At 46.9% G+C, this 19,643-nt stretch carries 20 protein-coding genes; 1 reads left to right on the forward strand and 19 read right to left on the reverse strand.

Translation table 11 applies throughout. The annotated features are described in order from the left end of the window. Nucleotides 1-28: 28 nt before the first annotated feature. The 15 genes from hisIE to hprK all read right to left on the reverse strand — a co-directional run bounded on the left by hisIE (nucleotide 29) and on the right by hprK (nucleotide 12,376). A complete protein-coding gene (hisIE, locus tag BTO30_RS00750) occupies nucleotides 29-658 on the reverse strand; it encodes a bifunctional phosphoribosyl-AMP cyclohydrolase/phosphoribosyl-ATP diphosphatase HisIE (protein WP_075396800.1) in 630 nt (209 codons plus the stop codon). After that, a complete protein-coding gene (gene hisF / locus BTO30_RS00755) occupies nucleotides 655-1,413 on the reverse strand; it encodes an imidazole glycerol phosphate synthase subunit HisF (RefSeq protein WP_075396801.1) in 759 nt (252 codons plus the stop codon). The genes hisIE and hisF overlap by 4 nt, the downstream gene beginning before the upstream one ends. Beyond that, nucleotides 1,410-2,138: a 1-(5-phosphoribosyl)-5-[(5-phosphoribosylamino)methylideneamino]imidazole-4-carboxamide isomerase gene (gene hisA / locus BTO30_RS00760; protein WP_075396802.1), complete on the reverse strand. Its 729-nt coding sequence runs from the start codon at nucleotides 2,136-2,138 to the stop codon at nucleotides 1,410-1,412. The genes hisF and hisA overlap by 4 nt, the downstream gene beginning before the upstream one ends. Further along, complete coding sequence (hisH, locus tag BTO30_RS00765; protein WP_075396803.1) at nucleotides 2,135-2,773, reverse strand: imidazole glycerol phosphate synthase subunit HisH; 639 nt, start codon at nucleotides 2,771-2,773, stop codon at nucleotides 2,135-2,137. The genes hisA and hisH overlap by 4 nt, the downstream gene beginning before the upstream one ends. Next, on the reverse strand, nucleotides 2,774-3,367 hold the full coding sequence (gene hisB / locus BTO30_RS00770) for an imidazoleglycerol-phosphate dehydratase HisB (protein ID WP_075396804.1): 594 nt from the start codon (nucleotides 3,365-3,367) through the stop codon (nucleotides 2,774-2,776). Nucleotides 3,368-3,386: 19 nt separating this feature from the next. Beyond that, a complete protein-coding gene (gene hisD, locus BTO30_RS00775) occupies nucleotides 3,387-4,652 on the reverse strand; it encodes a histidinol dehydrogenase (RefSeq protein ID WP_075397047.1) in 1,266 nt (421 codons plus the stop codon). 6 nt (nucleotides 4,653-4,658) lie between these two features. Continuing rightward, the gene (gene hisG, locus BTO30_RS00780; RefSeq protein WP_075396805.1) at nucleotides 4,659-5,291 is read right to left on the reverse strand and encodes an ATP phosphoribosyltransferase; all 633 of its coding nucleotides are present in this window, start codon (nucleotides 5,289-5,291) and stop codon (nucleotides 4,659-4,661) included. Further along, entirely contained in the window at nucleotides 5,291-6,475 is a 1,185-nt protein-coding gene (locus BTO30_RS00785) for an ATP phosphoribosyltransferase regulatory subunit (protein WP_075396806.1), read from the reverse strand. The genes hisG and BTO30_RS00785 overlap by 1 nt, the downstream gene beginning before the upstream one ends. A gap of 128 nt (nucleotides 6,476-6,603) precedes the next feature. Beyond that, nucleotides 6,604-7,521, reverse strand: a complete 918-nt coding sequence (locus BTO30_RS00790) for a DUF4003 family protein (RefSeq protein ID WP_075396807.1) — start codon at nucleotides 7,519-7,521, stop codon at nucleotides 6,604-6,606. A 128-nt stretch (nucleotides 7,522-7,649) separates the two neighbouring features. Beyond that, nucleotides 7,650-8,357: a response regulator gene (locus BTO30_RS00795; RefSeq protein WP_075396808.1), complete on the reverse strand. Its 708-nt coding sequence runs from the start codon at nucleotides 8,355-8,357 to the stop codon at nucleotides 7,650-7,652. Between the two features lie 159 nt (nucleotides 8,358-8,516). Next, nucleotides 8,517-9,011, reverse strand: coding sequence for an acyltransferase (locus tag BTO30_RS00800; protein WP_075396809.1), 495 nt, complete (start codon nucleotides 9,009-9,011; stop codon nucleotides 8,517-8,519). Then, a complete protein-coding gene (gene ppaX / locus BTO30_RS00805; protein WP_075396810.1) occupies nucleotides 9,008-9,664 on the reverse strand; it encodes a pyrophosphatase PpaX in 657 nt (218 codons plus the stop codon). The genes BTO30_RS00800 and ppaX overlap by 4 nt, the downstream gene beginning before the upstream one ends. Continuing rightward, complete coding sequence (locus BTO30_RS00810; protein WP_075396811.1) at nucleotides 9,661-10,602, reverse strand: nucleoside recognition domain-containing protein; 942 nt, start codon at nucleotides 10,600-10,602, stop codon at nucleotides 9,661-9,663. The genes ppaX and BTO30_RS00810 overlap by 4 nt, the downstream gene beginning before the upstream one ends. Further along, nucleotides 10,599-11,426, reverse strand: a complete 828-nt coding sequence (gene lgt, locus BTO30_RS00815; protein ID WP_075396812.1) for a prolipoprotein diacylglyceryl transferase — start codon at nucleotides 11,424-11,426, stop codon at nucleotides 10,599-10,601. Before lgt ends, BTO30_RS00810 begins: the two co-directional genes overlap by 4 nt. 11 nt (nucleotides 11,427-11,437) lie before the next feature. Next, on the reverse strand, nucleotides 11,438-12,376 hold the full coding sequence (gene hprK, locus BTO30_RS00820) for an HPr(Ser) kinase/phosphatase (RefSeq protein ID WP_075396813.1): 939 nt from the start codon (nucleotides 12,374-12,376) through the stop codon (nucleotides 11,438-11,440). 130 nt (nucleotides 12,377-12,506) lie between these two features. Between hprK and BTO30_RS00825 the strand changes: the two genes are divergently transcribed. Next, complete coding sequence (locus BTO30_RS00825) at nucleotides 12,507-13,037, forward strand: N-acetylmuramoyl-L-alanine amidase (RefSeq protein ID WP_075396814.1); 531 nt, start codon at nucleotides 12,507-12,509, stop codon at nucleotides 13,035-13,037. Nucleotides 13,038-13,088: 51 nt separating this feature from the next. Here BTO30_RS00825 and BTO30_RS00830 read toward each other — a convergent pair whose 3' ends face one another. From BTO30_RS00830 to uvrB, 4 genes are all read right to left on the reverse strand, one after another. Beyond that, entirely contained in the window at nucleotides 13,089-13,436 is a 348-nt protein-coding gene (locus BTO30_RS00830; protein ID WP_075396815.1) for a phage holin family protein, read from the reverse strand. 27 nt (nucleotides 13,437-13,463) lie between these two features. Next, entirely contained in the window at nucleotides 13,464-14,642 is a 1,179-nt protein-coding gene (locus BTO30_RS00835) for a DUF4097 family beta strand repeat-containing protein (RefSeq protein ID WP_075396816.1), read from the reverse strand. A 67-nt stretch (nucleotides 14,643-14,709) separates the two neighbouring features. Beyond that, nucleotides 14,710-17,562: an excinuclease ABC subunit UvrA gene (uvrA, locus tag BTO30_RS00840; protein ID WP_075396817.1), complete on the reverse strand. Its 2,853-nt coding sequence runs from the start codon at nucleotides 17,560-17,562 to the stop codon at nucleotides 14,710-14,712. An 11-nt stretch (nucleotides 17,563-17,573) separates the two neighbouring features. Beyond that, nucleotides 17,574-19,550, reverse strand: coding sequence for an excinuclease ABC subunit UvrB (gene uvrB / locus BTO30_RS00845; RefSeq protein ID WP_075396818.1), 1,977 nt, complete (start codon nucleotides 19,548-19,550; stop codon nucleotides 17,574-17,576). Between the last annotated feature and the right edge of the window lie 93 nt (nucleotides 19,551-19,643).

The following is a 19,643-nucleotide window of genomic DNA, read 5'->3' on the forward strand; positions in this document are numbered from 1 at the left end:
GCCGGTCCGTCACAGGACCAGCTTTTAATTATTCTTTTCCTTTTCCTTCATGGCGGCGTGCAAGTACAGAAAGCACGTCATCAAGCGCAAGGTCCTGCTCACGGAGCAGCACAAGCAAGTGGTACAGCAAATCCGCCGCTTCCCATTGCAGCTCTTCTTTATCACGGTTTTTTGCCGCAATAATGACTTCCGCTGCTTCTTCGCCAACCTTTTTCAAAATTTTATCGACGCCTTTATCAAATAAATACGTTGTATAGGCACCTTCAGGACGTTTCTGTTCGCGATCTGCAATGACCTGCTCAAGCTGCTGCAAAATGGCGTATGGAAGCGCTCCGCTCTCTTCGCCATAAAAAGGAGCATCAAAACAGCTTGTTGTACCGCGGTGGCACGCCGGACCAGCCGGTTCCACTTTTACGGCAATCGCATCTTTATCGCAGTCAAACTGCATGGAAACGACTTTTTGCGTGTTGCCGCTTGTTGCTCCTTTATTCCAAAGCTCCTGTCGTGAACGGCTGTAAAACCATGTTTCGCCCGTTTCCATTGTTTTTTCAAGCGATTCTTTATTCATATAGGCGAGCGTCAATACTTCATAAGTTGTCGCATCCTGTACAATAGCAGGCACAAGTCCTTTTTCATCAAATTTTACTTCTTCCATCATCTGACGTTCACCTCCGCATTTCTCAAAAATTGTTTTACTTCTCCAACACCTGTTTCTTTATAGTGAAAAATTGATGCTGCAAGCGCCGCATCGGCATTCGCTTCTGTAAATACATCTAAAAAGTGCTGCGCATTGCCTGCTCCGCCTGAAGCAATAACCGGGACAGACACCGCATCGCCAACGGCTTTCGTGAGGGCAATGTCAAATCCTTTTTTACTGCCGTCTTCGTCCATGCTCGTCAGCAGAATTTCACCGGCTCCGCGTTCAACAGCTTCTTTCGCCCAGTCAATAACGGTGCGCTCTGTCGGTGTGCGTCCGCCGTGCGTATAGACGCGCCATGTGCCGATTTCTTCGTCATATTTTGCATCAATAGCAATGACGATGCACTGAGAGCCAAAAAACGCCGCCCCCTCATTAATCAAATCAGGGTTGTTTACAGCAGCTGTGTTCAGCGATACTTTATCTGCACCGGCGCGCAAGATCCGTTTCATGTCATCCAATGCGTTAATACCGCCGCCGACTGTAAAGGGAATCGCCAGCTCAGATGCAACAGCCTGTACAACGTCTACCATCGTTTTACGGCCTTCAACCGATGCCGAAATATCAAGAAAAACGAGCTCATCCGCCCCTTGCTGATCGTACACGCGGGCCAGTTCAACCGGATCACCTGCATCACGCAGCTCAACGAATTGAATGCCTTTTACAACACGGCCTTCTTTTACATCGAGACACGGGATGATGCGTTTCGTCATCATTTCGCCACCTCCAGCGCTTCCTTCACGCTAAAGCGGCCCGTGTAAATGGCTTTCCCGCAAATCGCACCCGCTAAGCCGTCTGATGCATATTTCGCCAGTTCCCGCAAATCTTCCAGTGAGCTGACACCGCCGGATGCGATCACACTTTTTCCGGTCGCGCGGGCCAGTTCCGCCGTTGCTTCCGTGTTCGGCCCTGACAGCATGCCGTCATTCGCGATGTCGGTGAAAATAAATGTTTCAGCACCAGCTTCCGCAAATTCTTTCGCCAGATCAACCGCTTTTACAGAAGAAGTCTCCAGCCATCCATGTGTGGCTACATAGCCATTTTTCGCATCGAGACCGATGGCAATTTTATCTCCATATGTACCGAGCCATTGCTTCACAAGTGCCGGTTCTTTTACAGCCAGACTGCCGATGATCACACGGTCTACGCCGTTATCCAAATAATGCTTCACGTCTTCTTCCGTCCGGATTCCGCCGCCAATCTGCACTTTCACATCCAGCTTTTGCGCCGCTTCAATTACAAATGTATCGTTAATGCGCTGACCGTCTTTCGCGCCATCCAGGTCAACCATATGGATCCACTCGGCTCCCTGCTCCACAAAAGACTTCGCCATATCGAACGGCGAATCGCCATATACGGTTTCCTGATTGTAATCCCCCTGAACGAGGCGGACACATTTGCCGCCGCGCATATCAATCGCCGGGTAAATAACAAAACTCATAGCATTTCCTCCGATCGTTCCATCGCTTTTGCGAAGTTGGCGAGCAGCTTCATGCCGGTCTCACTGCTTTTTTCCGGGTGAAACTGCATGCCAGATACGTTGTCACGCCCGACAATAGCCGGCACTTGCACACCGTAGGAAGCACTCGCGAGCAGCGATTTTTCGTCCATGTTCTCTGCATAATAGGAATGGACAAAGTATACGAAACCTTCTTCCACCTCTTGCAGCACAGGCGCTTCCTGGTGAAAATGAAGCTTGTTCCAGCCCATATGCGGCACTTTTAACCGTTCACCATCCACATCACGGTCCGGAATACGTACGACGCGCCCTTTTAACAGACCGAGTCCTTCAAATTGTCCGTTTTCTTCGCTTTCTTCAAATAAAAGCTGCATGCCAAGGCAAATGCCGAGCAGCGGACGGCCGCTGTCAACATATCTGTGAATAAACTGATCAAGCTCTTTTTCACGCAGGCGCGCCATCGCATCTTTAAACGCACCGACACCCGGCAGAATGAGCCCTTTTGTGTTATTCAATTCTTCCGGTGATTCGCTGATTACGTATGGAATGCCGATCCGCTCAAGTGCTTTGCTGACGCTGAATAAATTGCCCATTCCATAATCAATGATGCCGATCATTTACAACATCCCTTTCGTCGACGGTACGCCTTTCACACGCGGGTCCACCGTCGTCGCTTCGTCAATCGCGCGCGCCATCGCTTTAAATACCGCTTCAATCATATGGTGCGTATTCGTTCCGTAGTGAATAATGACATGAAGATTCATACGTGCTTCAAGCGCAAATTTCCATAAAAATTCATGCACAAGCTCTGTATCAAATGTGCCGACTTTTTGTGATGGAAAGTCCGCTCCCCGAATTTCAAAATGAGGGCGGTTGCTTAGATCAACTACGACTTGTGCAAGTGTATCATCCATCGGCACGAAAAAGTTTCCGTACCGTTTAATGCCTTTTTTATCACCAAGCGCTTCTTTTAACGCCATTCCAAGCACAATGCCGATATCCTCGGTCGTATGATGATCGTCCACTTCCACGTCACCGTCCGCTTTTACTGTCAGATCAAAGTGACCGTGCTTGGTGAACAAATCGAGCATATGGTCCATGAATGGAACACCCGTATCAATGTTGGATTTCCCTTCACCGTCCACCTCAAATGCGAGGTCAATTTTCGTTTCACCTGTGTAGCGCTGGAGCTCTGCATAGCGATTTCCCATCATGATACCTCTTTCTTTATTAATCGTTACGCGCTTCAATCGCGCGGGCATGTGCTTCTAATCCTTCAAGCCGGGCAAATGCAGCTATTTTCTTGCCATGTTTATCAAATGCCTGCTTGCTGTACATAATAATGCTCGATTTTTTCATAAAGTCATCAACAGACAGCGGGCCGGCAAAACGGGCTGTGCCGTTTGTCGGCAATACGTGATTCGGTCCGGCAAAGTAATCTCCGACCGGTTCGGATGAATAGCGGCCGACAAAAATGGCGCCGGCATGTTTAATATCCTTCACGAGTTCTAATGCGTTTTCTGTTATGATTTCAAGATGCTCCGGCGCCAGTTCATTAATGGTCTGAACAGCTTCTTTCATTGAACCTGCCACATAAATGGCACCGTAATCGTCAATGGATGCGCGAGCTATTTCAGAACGAGGCAGGCTCATCAGCTGATCTTCAATTTTACGCGCTACCGCCTGCGCAAGTTCCTGTGACGTTGTAACCAGCACCGCTGACGCCCGGCGGTCATGTTCGGCCTGAGACAGCATATCTGCCGCCACTTCTTTTGCGGATGCTGTGTCATCCGCGAGCACGGCAATTTCACTTGGTCCGGCAATCATGTCAATGTCCACATCTCCAAACACTTCCCGCTTCGCCAGCGCCACAAAAATGTTGCCCGGACCGGTAATTTTATCGACTGCTTTGATGGATTCCGTTCCATAAGCAAGTGCCGCCACCGCCTGGGCACCACCCACTTTGAAAATGTCTTTAACACCAGCTATGTCAGCGGCCACAAGCACGCCGGCCGGAAGACGGCCGTCATTTCCAGGAGGTGACACCATCACAATCCGTTCAACCCCGGCTATTTTGGCCGGCATGACATTCATTAAAACGGAGGACGGGTATGCGGCTGTCCCGCCTGGCACGTAAACACCGGCAGAATCAAGCGGCGTCATTTTCTGTCCGAGAATGGAGCCGTCCTCATTTGTATACAGCCACGTTTCCCGTTTTTGCTTCGCGTGGAAAGCAGCAATATTATCCGCGGCTTCGCGAATGACTTTAATCATCTCATCATCGAGCGCTTCGTATGCTTCATTAATTTCTTCCTGTGTGACTTTCAAGCTGTATAGTTTTGCGCCATCAAATTTTTCCGTATAGTCAAAAAGAGCACGGTCGCCGTTTTCTTTTACATCTTCAATAATAGCACGAACTGTCCGCTGCTGGTCTTCCGTTCCGGCATCAACGGATCGTTTTATCGACATTCCGGCTGTGACCCGTTCGATTTTAATCATCGATTACTGCACCGCCTTTTCCGCGATTGTATTCGTTAAACGGCTGACAAGCGTTGAAATATCTTGATTTTTCATCCGGTAGCTGACCGGGTTTGCGATAAGGCGCGACGTGATTCCGACAATCGTTTCATATTCAACAAGCCCGTTTTCTTTCAGCGTCTGGCCGGTTGACACAATATCGACAATCCGGTCGGACAATCCAATTAACGGCGCCAGTTCGATTGAACCGTTTAATTTAATAATTTCGACCTGTTCGCCTTTTCCGCGGAAATACGTGGAAGCCACATTCGGATATTTCGTCGCAATTTTCGGCGCGACTTCATTTAATGATGTATCCGGCAGACCGGCAACAGCAAGATAGCAAGGGCTGATTTTTAAATCGAGCAATTCATACACATCACGTTCTTCTTCCAGAAGCACATCTTTGCCGGCAATGCCGACATCCGCGACGCCATGCTCCACATATGTCGCGACATCCATCGGCTTTGCCAGGAAAAAGCGCATGTTTTCTTCCGGCACTTCAATGATCAATTTACGTGATTCATCAAGTTCTGGCGGAAGCTGATATCCGGCTTCCTGCAAAAGCGCCGCCGCTTCTTCAAAAATACGCCCTTTTGGCATCGCAATTGTTAACATCAACCTTCTCCTCCATTACTTGATTTCCCCACAAAAAAAGTAACGCTTTTGCACGATTCGGTGAATTTATCGACATCTTTTACACCCGCTACATCTTGAAGCAAGACACATTCTCCTGCTTCGCGGCGTTTCTGTGCTTCTTGTATCGCTTCAACACGCCGTTCATTGCTGAAAAGAACGCAATGAATACCAGCCTCATCCTCAAGCTTTTCCAGTGCCTCCAATAAAAAGTCGACACGCAGGCCAAAACCAGTTGCTCCTGCAGGATGGCCAAACTTTTCAAGCAGGTCATCGTAGCGTCCGCCATTGCCGACAGGAGCGCCGACACCTTCTGCATACACTTCAAAAACAAGGCCTGTATAATAGCTCATATGGCTGACGAGCGGCAAATCAAATGTCACATATTGATCAACATTGTATTCTTTCAATCGTTCATACACGGTTTTTAATTCGTCAAGCGCTTCGCTTCCTGCGCTTCCTTCGATCAATTTGACCGCTTCATCCAGGCAGCCGATCCCCCCGGACAACGCTAAAAATTGCAGAAGACGCTGCTTATCGATGGAAGACAGCGGCAAGCTTTTTACGTGCTCACGGTAGCCGACATAATTTTTTTCGTAAAGGAAGCGGCGCAATTGTTCAGAACGCTCTTCCGTTCCAAGAATCTGACGGAATAATTCATCGGTAAAGCGAATATGTCCTAAAGAAATCTGGAATTTTTCCAGCCCTGATTTTTTCATAACGGATACAAGCAAAGCGATGACTTCTGCATCCGCGCTGATTGTGTTATCACCGATCATTTCCACACCGATCTGCTCAAATTCTGCCGCCCGTCCGCCTTCACGCTGCTGTGCGCGGTAAACACTTGCGGAATAAGCAAGTCGCAATGGCACCCGTTCTTTTAACAGTTTGGCAGCGGCCACACGCGCAATCGGCGCCGTCATATCCGGACGAAGAACAAGTGTATTCCCTTCCTGGTCAAGCAGTTTAAACAGCTGACGGTCCAAAATCGCGGAGGCATCACCGACTGTTTCATAATATTCCAGCGCCGGTGTTTCAATAAAGCGATAGCCCCAGCTTCCCATTTCCTGTTCTGCCGCTTCTTTTAATTTTCGTTTCGTTTCATAAATGTGCGGCAATGTATCCCGCATGCCAACAGGCTTTTCAAACATTAACAGCTTCGACATTTTATCACCCGATCCATTATTATTTAGCGCCTTCCGCTTTAGTTCGCTAATGTACTAAAGATTTATTTATATGTAGTGTAACGGTTCTGACAATTCTCGTCAAGTCAAAAAACCGGGCAAACCCCGGTCTAAGAATCAGATGAAGAAGATGCCGCGAAAACCCCTGCAGCAGTGGCTGCTATCGCTGCCTGCTGCGCCTGAACCATCGCCTGAACAGAAGCCGTGAGTCCGGCAGATGAATCAATATAAGCCTGTGGCGCAAAAATGGCTGAGATCGTGATTGCCATATCCTTTGACCACTTCAACTGCTGCGTATCTTTTAACTCCTTGGCCATTTTTGCAGCTTCTTCTATCTTTCCTGAAAGAGCAATGACACCAAGAGCGGGATAGTGCATTGATTTCACCCTCAATCCGCGACCTTCCAGTTCACTCTTTGCTTGAAGAACAGATTCTGCCGGCTGTTTTTGAAACAAGCCATCCATCACGAGCATATTCGCTAAAAATTGCAAATCATTTCCCTTCCAGAAACCATGATCATTTAATAGGCGGTAATAGCGTTCAGATGAATCAACAAGATCGCCTGCGCTCTCTGGCCGCTTGGCCATTATAACGGCCGCCGGATAATCTTCATGAGACGTCAAAAAACGGTGATATCGTTTCATTTCCTCAAAAATCTCTTTTATACGTTCCGGTTTCGTCGAACCCTCTACTAAAAAAGCAGCAATGTACGTGTAAACGGAAGAACGAAAGCCGGCTGAACGCAGTGTTTCATAATGAAGAAGAAGCTTTTCCAGCGATTCATCCGGGTCCCCTTCTTTGGTCATCAGAAGCCCTGTCATTGGAAAATGAATCGTCCGAAGCGGTGAAAAAATGGAACCTGTTTTCTTTATTTTATTGGATACCGCTGTAAATTCCCGCTCGTCAATCCTTTCCTGCCTTGCAGCAAATTGTGCTGCCGTCAGCAAAACAAGCCGCTTATCCATCCATTTCCCTGCGGTTTTGCGCAAAATTGCAGCGTTTTCCTCTAATAGCTTGACTTCCACCATGATCCCTCCCCCGCTTGTATACCTTTTTATACGATTTCAAAAGAAAAAAGTTCCTAAAAAAAGAGCTGTATTGATACCCACATCAATTAAGAAACCAGTTGCAATCATGAAGCAAACAATAATTTTCTTTATATATACAGCCCGACTTGATCTCGCTTTGATTCATTTATTTGATACCTTGTCTGCGGACGGCCGATCGATCCATACGATACCGCGACGTCTAAAATTCCGGCTTCCTGCAAAAACGATAAGTATTTCCGAACTGAAACACGTGACACGCCAGAAGCAAATGCGACATCTCCCGCAGAGAAATCCTCCCCTTTTGATTCATATAATGCAGACCAGACAATTGACAGCGTTTCTTTTGTCAGCCCTTTCGGAAGTTCTGACGGGGTTTCCGTTTTGCTTTTTTGAAACAGTATATGATCGAGATCGCTTTGTTTCACATCAGATGCATGAGAGAAAAAGCCGTGTCGATCCGCATAAGAAAGAAGTGCCTGCTGAAACCGTTCTAATTGAAATGGCTTAATTAAATAATCGGATGCACCGAAATGAATCGCTTTTTGAATGCTATCCGGATCGTTCGCTGCACTGACCATAATGACGTCTGTTTTTGATCCGGCCGCCCGCAGTTTTTCAAGCAGCTCAAGGCCGTTCATGCCCGACATATAAATATCAAGCAGCATTAAATCCGGCTTTTCCTTTAGCGCAATCGCGAGTGCTTCTTCCGGGGTTCCGGCAACATCCATCGTTTGAAATCCTGGTACAGATTCAATGTAGCGGCGGTTTAACTCCGCTACCATTGGGTCATCTTCTGCAATAAGTACGTTGATCACGATCATCACTCCTTCCCTGAAAATGAGATATTTACTTCAATTTATATTATGTAAATTTATAAACAACCTTTTTAAAAAAACCTGTTTAAATGCTTGATTTTTATTTATAAAACTACTTTGATATTATATTTCTCAATAATAGCATACAAAAAACCTGCTTCAGCTTTTCGCTGAAACAGGTTTAATCACCATTGGATTCCCGCCCGCAAACGCACCGGGCGGAACATCGCGGTTCACAAGTGTCATCGCCGACACAATCGCACCATCGCCAATATCCACACCAGGCAGTACGGTGCAGTTAGCGCCAACCATGACATTGTCGCCAATCACAACCGGACCGATCCGGTATTCATCGGTTAAATATTCATGGGCAAGGATGGTCGTGTTGTAGCCGATAATCGTATTTTTGCCAATCGTAATCTGCTCCGGAAACATGATGTCCGGCACAACTTTATAAGCAAGCGCGCTGCCCTCCCCGATTTTCATCCCAAGCAGCCCGCTGTACAATGCATTTTTCATCCGGGCAGTCGGCGTAAAACGGCCGATTTCAATGACCGCTGTATTTTTAAACGTCTTCCAGAACGAAACGGTCTTATATATATGGAACAGCGGGTTTTCATCGTCTTCCAGTTTGTACCGCTTCGTTCGTCTCATTTACTTTCGGCTCCGACTTTCAAAATATCAAGCAGCTCCGTCATGGACTCAAGCATAAAATCAGGGTTGTATTCGTTCAAAAAATCACGGCCTTTTATTGACCAGGCTACACCTGCTGTCATCGTACCCGCATTTTGGCCGCCTTCAATATCATGGTAATTATCCCCGATCATCATGGCCTCTTCCGGTTTCGAACCAAGGGCAGCGAGCGCTTTTTGAAGCGGTTCCGGGTGCGGTTTCGCGTTTTCAACATCATCAAGCGCAATGATGACATCGAAAAACGCATCCAGTTTCGTCAGCTTTAATCCTTTAACGACTGAATTATGCAGTTTCGTTGAAACAATCGCCATTTTGTAGTTGTTTTCATGAAGCGTGCGAACCGTTTCATAAACACCTTGAAATTCTGTAACAAGCGCATCATGCTGTTCAAGGTTGAATTTTCGGTAATGCGCGACCATTTCCATAGCCCGTTCTTTATCAATCGCTTCAAACGTATCAATAAGCGGCGGTCCCATAAACGGGTACACATCTTCCCTCTTATACTGACCCGGGCAAAAATGGTTGAGCGTATGCAAAAAGGACTCCACAATCAGCTCATTTGTATTAATTAATGTGCCGTCTAAATCAAACAATAGTGTTGTAATCTTTTTCATGTGTATGTAGCTTCCTTTCTCCGCGCCGTTTCCGCGCGATCCCAGAGCCGGGCGACAATAAGCGTCAAAATGACAGCTGTTACAAGCCGGATCAAAAAGAGCGGCAGCACCGGAATTCCCAGCGGAATTAAAATTAGTGTATCTTCAATCACAGCATGACAGGCAACAAGAAAAATAAACGCAAGCGTTACATCTTTCCTGCTTACTCCGTCTTCCTCAACCGCCTGAATCATAACAGCTGATCCCATCGCAAGACCAATTAACAGACCGGAAGCAAGCGTCATGGATGTATTTTCTTTCATGCCAAGAAAGCGCGTCACCGGTGCCATCGCCCGCGAAAAGGCATCCAGCCATTTTAAATCTTTTGCTGCTTGAATGAGGACGATAAGCGGAACCACAATGATCGCCAGCTGCAGCACCCCAAAGCCCGCTTTTTCAACTCCAAGCAGAACAATCGCGCCCCACGTTTCAGGCTCCTGCACTGCAGCAGGAACCATGCCATACTGCGCCAGTTCCCCGCCCCCGCGCCAGACAAGGTGAATAATGACACCTGACATGAAAGCGAGTCCAAGACGAACCGCAAGGACAATCCACAATTTCACACCCACTTTTAAAGCAACAGTCGACTCAATAAAGAGATTGTGCGAAAACGAAAGCATAACCGCTAAAATGAAAACTTCTTTTACCGTTAAATCAAGGGATAAAATGGCCCCGATTGCCGCATACAAATTAAGTACGTTTCCGAGAACAAGCGGAATGGCCGCGTCCCCTGATAAACCAAAAATCACCATCACCGGACTGATCAACTGAATCATCCATGGCAAAACCGGTGTAAACTGCAAAATCGTGACGATAAGCGCAACAGGAAAAATGACTTTCCCGAGCGTCCACGTTGTCTTCAATCCTGCCTTAAACCCTTTTGCCACCGTTTGTTTCAAGACGTGATCTTCCCTTCATTTGACTGATCGTTATAACGCGGAAGATTAAATTTGAAACGACGGTAAACGAGAATTGCCGCTGCCATCACAATTAATGAAAGTGAAAGCACCTGGGCAATCCGCAGAAAGTCTGTCAGCATTAAACTGTCTGTCCGCATTCCTTCGATGAAAAAGCGGCCGATTGAATACCAGATGACATACGATAAAAACAATTCGCCCCGTTTTAAGTTCACTCTTCTTAGTAAAAGCAACAAGGAGAATCCAATGATGTTCCAAATGGATTCATATAAAAAGGTCGGATGATAGTATGAACCATCAATGTACATTTGATTAATAATAAAGTCAGGCAGCTGCAGATTTTCAAGGAAACTTCTTGTGACTTCTCCGCCGTGCGCTTCCTGGTTTATAAAATTGCCCCATCGCCCGATTGCCTGACCAAGAATGATGGAAGGAGCGGCAATATCCGCAATTTTCCAAAATGAAATCTTTTTCTTCCTGGAAAAAATAATGGCCGTTACAATAGAACCGATCAAGGCGCCATGAATAGCGATACCGCCATTCCAAATTTGAATAATCGCCCCTGGGTTCGCTGCGTAGTAATCCCATTGAAATAACACATAATAAAGACGCGCTGAAATAAGCGCAATTGGAATCGCCCAAATTAACAGGTCGGCGAATGTATCTTTCGGAAGGCCAAGGCGGTCCGCTTCTTTGGATGCTAAATAAAAGCCGAGTGCGATGCCAAGACCGATAATGAGTCCGTATCCATGTACTTGAATCGGACCGAGTTCAAAAGCAATCGGATTTATCGGATAACCGTCCATTCTGTCACTCCTTATTTCATTTCGTCGACGCCAGCTTCACTGATGACGCCAGCCAATTTATCTGTAAATTCCTGCGCCGCGTTCATGCCCATTCTTTTCAGGCGGAAATTCATCGCAGCGACTTCGATAATAACAGCCAAATTTCGTCCCGGGCGGACCGGCAGCGTAATTTTTGTAATTTCAGAATCCAGGATTTTTAACTTATCTTCTTCAATCCCAAGCCGGTCATACTGCTTTTTCGGATGCCATTGTTCCAGATAAACATTGAGGGTAATGCGCTTATGAGAGCGAACAGCCCCAGCACCGAATAAAGTCATGACGTTAATAATGCCAAGACCCCGAATTTCCAGCAAATGCTCAATGAGCTCCGGTGAATGGCCGATCAAGGTATCGATATCTTCCTGTCGGATCTCCACACAGTCATCTGCGACAAGACGATGTCCACGCTTGACAAGTTCAAGTGCCGTCTCACTTTTCCCGACGCCGCTCTGACCCGTAATCAGTACGCCGACGCCGTAAATATCAACGAGTACACCGTGGACAGCTGTTGTTGGCGCAAGCATTGATTCCAGGTAATTCGTCAGCTGACTTGAAAATTTTGTAGTCGTCATTTTTGTCCGCATAACCGGTACGGAAAAGGCTTCAGATGCTTCAATTAACTCAACCGGCACGCTTAAATTGCGCGAAATGATAATGGCGGGTGTTTCATAATCACAAAGCTGGTCCATTCTCTCTTTCTTTTCTTCCGGACTGAGCCGCTGAAAAAAAGACAGCTCGGTCATGCCAATCAGCTGAATACGTTCCGCCGGATAATAATCGAAAAACCCGGCAATTTCCAGCCCCGGACGTGACAGGTCACTCAATTTTATCGGACGATGAAGACCATCTTCTCCGCTCACTAACTCAAGATCAAACTTCTCTAAAATATCCACTGCACGCACTTTTGCCATTGGGTGGTTCCCCTCCTTCTTCACACAAAACGAATTGCTATTATTGTATCATGTTTTTAAGAAAATCCATTATTTACGTTTCGATTTTCGGGATTTCCCTTTACATAAGCGGTGAAAGGAGGAATGTACAATGAAAATAGCGATCGATGCAGGACACGGATGGCATACGCCTGGCAAGCGGTCACCGGACGGCATGCGTGAATACGAATTCAATCGGGAAACAGCTTTGTTTTTGCGGAAAGAACTGACAGACGACGTGTTGTTTGTCCATCATGACAGCCGCGATGTCCCGTTGTCCGAACGGGTAAAGCAGGCTAATGCAGCCGGCGCCGATCTTTACGTTTCCATTCATGCGAATGCATTTGGCGAAGAATGGACAAGCGCACATGGCATTGAGACGTATGTGTACACGTCAAGACCAGCTAAAGCATTGAAGATCGCGCAATCCGTTCAAAAAGAACTGGTTTCCGCCACCGGCCGGCGGGATCGCGGTGTAAAGGCGGCTGACTTTTACGTCCTTCGTCAAACAAGGATGCCCGCGATTTTAGTTGAAGCCGGATTTATGACGAATCGAGAAGAAGCAGCACTCTTACAATCCATTGAGTACCGTAAAACATGTGCCCGGGCAATTGCAGCCGGTATAAAACGAGTCTCTTTTTAATGCAGATTTGATTATCATGAATAAAAGCAGGAAGCACCTGGCTCCCTGCTTTTATTTTTTTCGAAAAACGGTCATCTGCAGTACGATATTGACAATTGCAATGGCAATGGCGATGACAAGTGCGAGGCCGAAGCTTTCGATTTCAAAAGTGTGCCCCATAATGGCGTCTGTCATCAGCAGGGTCACGGCGTTTATAATGAACAAGAAAAATCCGAATGTCATCATTGTAATCGGCAGCGTCAAAATGATAAGAAATGGCCGAACGAGCAAATTAAGTATCGACAAAACCATGCTCGCAATCACCGCGGATAAAAAACTGTCCACATACAACCCTGAAAAATAACCAGACAACGCAATAAACAGTACTGCATTAATGAGCACGCCAATCAGCCAGCCCATATTTATAAACTCCCTTAACTAGAAAAGTTATCCACCCGCACCAAATGTATCATCCGGTTCAGCCGGCGGCGGCGACTGGCGAAGCGACGACATCCGCAGCATAACGGAGCCCGTTTTGGTTTCCGCATCAACAATAAGCTGCCGTCCTTCCAGCACATGATCACTTTCAAACTTCAATGACTTTTGAATACGTTCATCTTTTTCAGTCACATTCGCCATCCCTGATTCAGGCAGCTGCAGACGCCCGGCTGTCGTGCGGATTTCCCCTTTAACCGCTGACTCCTGCGGAACGTACAGTTCAATGTTACCTGTCATCGATTCCGCTTTGACTGCTTCCGCCTGATCCGATTTAGCATCATATAAAACATTGCCATTAAATGATTTCAAGTCGGCATAACGGAATGTACCCACAGCATGAATCGCCCCGTTAAATGAGTTTAACTCCGCGCGTTCCCCTTCGCAGTCAATAATGCGAATCGGTCCATTACCTGTTTCCGCTTCAAGTGCCGTGATACGCCCGCTTTTCAGCTCAATCTTTCCGTTCCCCGCACGAACTTCCAGCTTTTCCGTGTCAATATCACGCATATCAAATGAGCCGTTGAAGAGCTTAACTGCAATGTCTTCCAGCTCTTTTGACGGCACATACACCGTCACATCCGTTTTCATCAGCTTTAACCCGACTGAAAAAGATAATTTGTCTTCACGCGCATAGAATATGCTATTTTTTAAAAATGATTCACGCGCTTCTTCCTCTGAATTCGCTCCGTATACTTTCACATGACACTCTGCTTTCACGCCCGGCCCTTCCCACGGACGAATCGTGACCGCACCATTCGCTGTCTCGATTTTCATGCGGCGGGGTGTCACTGCTTCTTCAAGAAAGACATGTGTAAATTCAGCACCCTTTCCGACAAACGGCACTTCAACATCTTTAAGCCGCTGCATAGCTGTCTGCATAAATTCGAATAATTTATCTTTTGACTGATGCATCGTTTCTGACTTTGGACGCTGACCGGCAATTTTCTGTCCGATTTTCTCCAATTCTTCAAAAAAGCCGCCGATTCCTTTAGAGCTGTCTGTCGATTTTGTTGATGCACCGGCTGACGCGTTATTTTTTTCCAGTGCCTCAATCAATTTGACCGCTTCATCCGCTGAAATAACTCCTGACTCCACCATTTTCAAAATACGAAGCTTTTCTTCACTCATACGTTGTGAACCCTCCAGTTTCGTCTAATAAGTCCATTTACGTAACCATCCATAAAAAAGTTTCATTTTATTTTGTCTGCTGGGTCATCCGTTCCCTGTCCCTCTCTAAAATTTTCTTTAAATAGCGGCCGGTATGCGATTCTTTCGTATCGGCTATTACTTCCGGCGTACCTGACGCAACGATCGTGCCGCCTTTATCCCCGCCTTCAGGACCGAGGTCGACAAGATAATCGGCTGTTTTAATGACGTCAAGATTATGCTCGATGACCAGAACCGTATCGCCATTTTCCACAAGCCGCTGCAACACGTCGAGAAGCCGGGCAATGTCGTCAGTATGGAGACCGGTCGTCGGTTCATCCAAAATGTAAAAAGAACGGCCATTGGAACGGCGGTGCAATTCAGAAGCAAGTTTCACACGCTGCGCTTCCCCGCCAGAAAGTGTCGTCGCCGGCTGTCCAAGCGTAATGTATCCGAGTCCAACGTCCGCAATCGTCTGCAGCTTCCGGCTGATTTTCGGAATGTTTTCAAAGAAAACAAGGGCATCATCCACTGTCATTTCAAGCACATCGGAAATATTCTTCCCTTTATATTTTACTTCAAGCGTTTCCCGGTTATATCGTTTGCCGTGGCACACTTCACACGGCACGTACACATCCGGCAGAAAGTGCATTTCAATCTTGATAATTCCATCGCCGCGGCACGCTTCACAGCGGCCGCCTTTGACATTAAAACTAAACCGGCCTTTTTTATAACCACGTACTTTTGCTTCGTTTGTCTGCGCAAACACGTCGCGAATGTCGTCGAAGACCCCTGTATACGTCGCCGGGTTGGAACGCGGCGTCCGTCCGATCGGGGACTGATCAATATCGATGACTTTCTCCAGCTGTTCAATGCCTTTCACTTCTTTATGCGCACCCGGACGGCTTTTCGCTTTATGCAATTTCTGCGCAAGCGATTTGTACAAAATTTCGTTAATTAACGTACTTTTTCCGGAACCGGATACGCCGGTGACGGCAATAAACAAGCCCAGCGGGAACTTCGCTTTCACGTTTTTTAAATTATTTTCTTTTGCGCCGGTCACTTCAATCCAGCGGTCGTCCGGTCTGCGCCGCTCTTCCGGAAGCGGGATAAATTTGTCACCGGATAAATATTTGCCTGTCAAAGATTTCTCGTTTCTCATGACTTCTTCCGGTGTACCGGCTGCGATGACTTCACCGCCGTGGACGCCTGCACCCGGTCCGATATCAATTAAATAATCGGCTGCGAGCATCGTATCTTCATCATGTTCGACAACGATCAGTGTATTGCCGATATCGCGCATGTTTTGCATCGTGCGAATCAGCCGGTCATTGTCGCGCTGATGCAGACCAATGGAAGGTTCATCCAAAATGTACAGTACACCCGTTAAACGCGAGCCGATTTGTGTTGCCAGCCGAATACGCTGTGCTTCCCCGCCGGAAAGCGTGCCGGCCGCCCGGCTTAACGTTAAATAATCAAGACCGACATCAATTAAAAACCCGAGACGTTCACAAATTTCCCGCAAAACTAGTCTCGCAATTTGCATTTCTTTATCCGTCAGTTCCATCTCTTTGAAAAAATCAGCCGCTTCCTGAATCGAAAAATCAGTTACTTCCGAAACGTTTAAACCGGAAAGCTTTACGGCAAGCGTTTCTTTTTTCAAACGCTGTCCTTTACAAGTCGGACATTTCGATTCGCCCATGTATTTTTCCATTTGATCACGGACATAATCAGAACTTGTTTCTTTATAACGGCGATCAACGTTATTCAGCACGCCTTCAAATTCAATTTTATTATCCCGCACCTGTCCAAAATCATTTTCATAGCGGAAGCGGATTTTTTCCCTTCCTGAACCATTTAAGAGCTTATCAATCTGGTCCGCGGGCAATTCTTTCCACGGTGTATCCATATCAATGCCGTAATGTGTGCACACCGCTTTTAACAATTGCGGGTAGTATTGTGAGCTGATCGGCTCCCATGGGGCAATTGCATTTTCATTTAGCGAAAGGTCTTTATTCGGGATGACGAGATCGACGTCGACTTTTTTCTTCATGCCGAGACCATCACACGTATGGCATGCGCCAAATGGGCTGTTAAACGAAAACATGCGCGGCTCAAGCTCACCGACCGAAAAGCCGCAGTGAGGGCATGCATGGTGCTCGCTGAATAACAGTTCCTCCTGACCAATAACATCAATAACGACATTGCCTTCACCAAGACGAAGAGCGGTTTCAAGAGAATCAGCCAGCCGCGCTTCCACGCCTTCTTTTACAACAATCCGGTCAATGATCACTTCAATCGAATGCTTTTTATTTTTCTCAAGCTCAATTTCTTCTTCAAGGTCGCGCATTTCTCCGTCAACACGCACGCGCACGTATCCTTGCCGTTTCACATCTTCAAATACTTTGGCATGCGTGCCTTTACGTCCGGAAACAATGGGAGCGAGCACTTGCAGCTTTGTCCGCTCGTCAAGTTCCATCACCCGGTCCACCATTTGCCCGATCGTTTGGGACGAAATTTCTATGCCGTGAATCGGACAAACCGGACGTCCGATCCGCGCATATAACAAGCGCAAATAATCATAAATTTCCGTGACCGTTCCGACAGTGGAACGCGGATTGCGGCTCGTCGTTTTCTGGTCAATGGAAATGGCCGGAGACAACCCTTCAATCGAGTCGACATCCGGTTTATCCATCTGTCCTAAAAATTGGCGGGCGTAAGCTGACAAAGACTCAACATACCGCCTCTGTCCTTCCGCATAAATGGTGTCGAATGCGAGCGACGACTTGCCCGATCCGGACAGCCCTGTTAAAACGACAAGCTGATCGCGCGGTATCGTTAAATCCACGTTTTTTAAATTGTGGGCACGCGCCCCTTTTACTGATATATGATCAATGGCCATACAAAACACCTCTATTCTGATTTCAGCTCAAACAATGCATCGCGAAGCTCGGCTGCCCGTTCGAAGTCGAGTGCTTTCGCCGCTTCTTTCATTTCTGATTCGAGACTTATGATGAGCTTGTTCCGTTCCTTGGCTGTCATCTTCTTGCCTGTTGTTTTCGATGTATTCGTTTCCGTTTCTTCCGCTGCCTGTGTGGCACGGATGACATCGCGAATATCTTTTTGTATCGTCATCGGTGTAATGCCATGCTTTTCGTTATATTCTTTCTGTATTGCGCGGCGCCGTTTCGTTTCGTCAATTGCCTTCTTCATGGATTCCGTCATTTTGTCCGCATACATAATGACATGTCCTCCCGCATTACGGGCAGCGCGGCCGATTGTTTGAATAAGCGACCGTTCCGAACGAAGGAACCCTTCCTTATCCGCATCCAAAATCGCCACAAGCGACACTTCCGGAATATCAAGCCCTTCTCTCAGCAAGTTAATGCCGACAAGTACATCATATTTTCCGAGACGCAGATCGCGGATAATTTCAATCCGCTCCAATGTTTTAATTTCGGAATGCAAATACTGCACTTTCACGCCGACGTCTTTTAAATAATCCGTTAAGTCCTCAGACATTTTTTTCGTTAATGTCGTTACAAGAACGCGTTCATTCTTCGCCACACGGTCGTTAATTTCACCGAGCAGGTCATCAATCTGCCCTTCAATCGGCCGAATATCAATCGTGGGATCAAGCAGGCCGGTCGGGCGGATAATCTGCTCGGTCATATGAGGAGTATGTTCAAGTTCGTACGGACCAGGCGTTGCCGATACGTACACAATTTGATGAATATGCTCTTCAAATTCGTGAAACATAAGCGGGCGGTTGTCTTTCGCGGAAGGAAGACGGAAACCATGATCAACAAGCACCTGTTTCCGCGCCTGGTCTCCATTATACATGCCGCGCACCTGCGGCAATGTTACATGTGATTCATCAATCACGATTAAAAAGTCGTCCGGAAAATAATCAAGAAGTGTATACGGTGTTGAACCCGGCGGACGGAGCGTTAAATGACGGGAATAGTTTTCGATCCCTGAACAGAATCCCATTTCACGCATCATTTCGAGGTCATAGCGTGTGCGCTGTTCAAGACGCTGCGCTTCAAGCAGCTTGTCTTCAGCACGAAGCTCAGCCAGCCGTTCTTCCAGCTCTTTTTCAATATTTCCGATCGCGATATTCATTTTTTCTTCCCTTGTAACGAAGTGGCTTGCCGGGAAAATCGCCACATGTTCGCGGTCGCCGAGAATTTCACCGGTAAGCGCATCGACTTCACGAATGCGGTCAATGTCGTCCCCGAAAAACTCCACGCGGATGCAGTGTTCATCACGCGAAGCCGGGAAAATTTCCACGACATCTCCGCGGACACGGAATGTACCGCGCTTAAAATCAATATCGTTCCGTTCATATTGAATATCCACTAAGCGGCGCAGCAGGTCATTGCGGGCAATATCCATACCCGTCCGGAGTGAAATCACCATCTCTTTATATTCTTCCGGCGAACCGAGGCCGTAAATGCATGACACAGACGCGATAATAATCACATCATCGCGTTCAAATAAAGAAGATGTCGCCGAGTGGCGCAATTTATCAATTTCATCATTGATGCTCGCATCTTTTTCAATAAATGTATCCGTCTGCGGCACATAGGCTTCCGGCTGATAGTAATCGTAATAGCTGACGAAATATTCAACAGCATTGTCAGGAAAAAATTCTTTAAACTCGCTGTACAGCTGACCGGCGAGTGTTTTATTATGAGCGATCACCAGCGTGGGTTTTTTCACTTCTTTAATAACGTTGGAAATGGTAAAGGTTTTCCCTGTTCCTGTTGCACCGAGCAGCGTCTGATGTTTTTTGCCGCTTTCAATACCGGAGACGAGCTCCGCAATCGCTGCCGGCTGGTCGCCCCCCGGCTTATATTTCGAGACTAATTTAAATTCACGCTCCAACAGTGGCAGCCTCCTTTTTTCACGTATCCGTTCTCGTATTCATTATAGTTCCCATTTTATCACGAACGAAACAAAAAAAGCCAACAAAAAGCA

This window comes from Domibacillus antri (assembly GCF_001936625.1).
Lineage (GTDB): Bacteria > Bacillota > Bacilli > Bacillales > Domibacillaceae > Domibacillus > Domibacillus antri.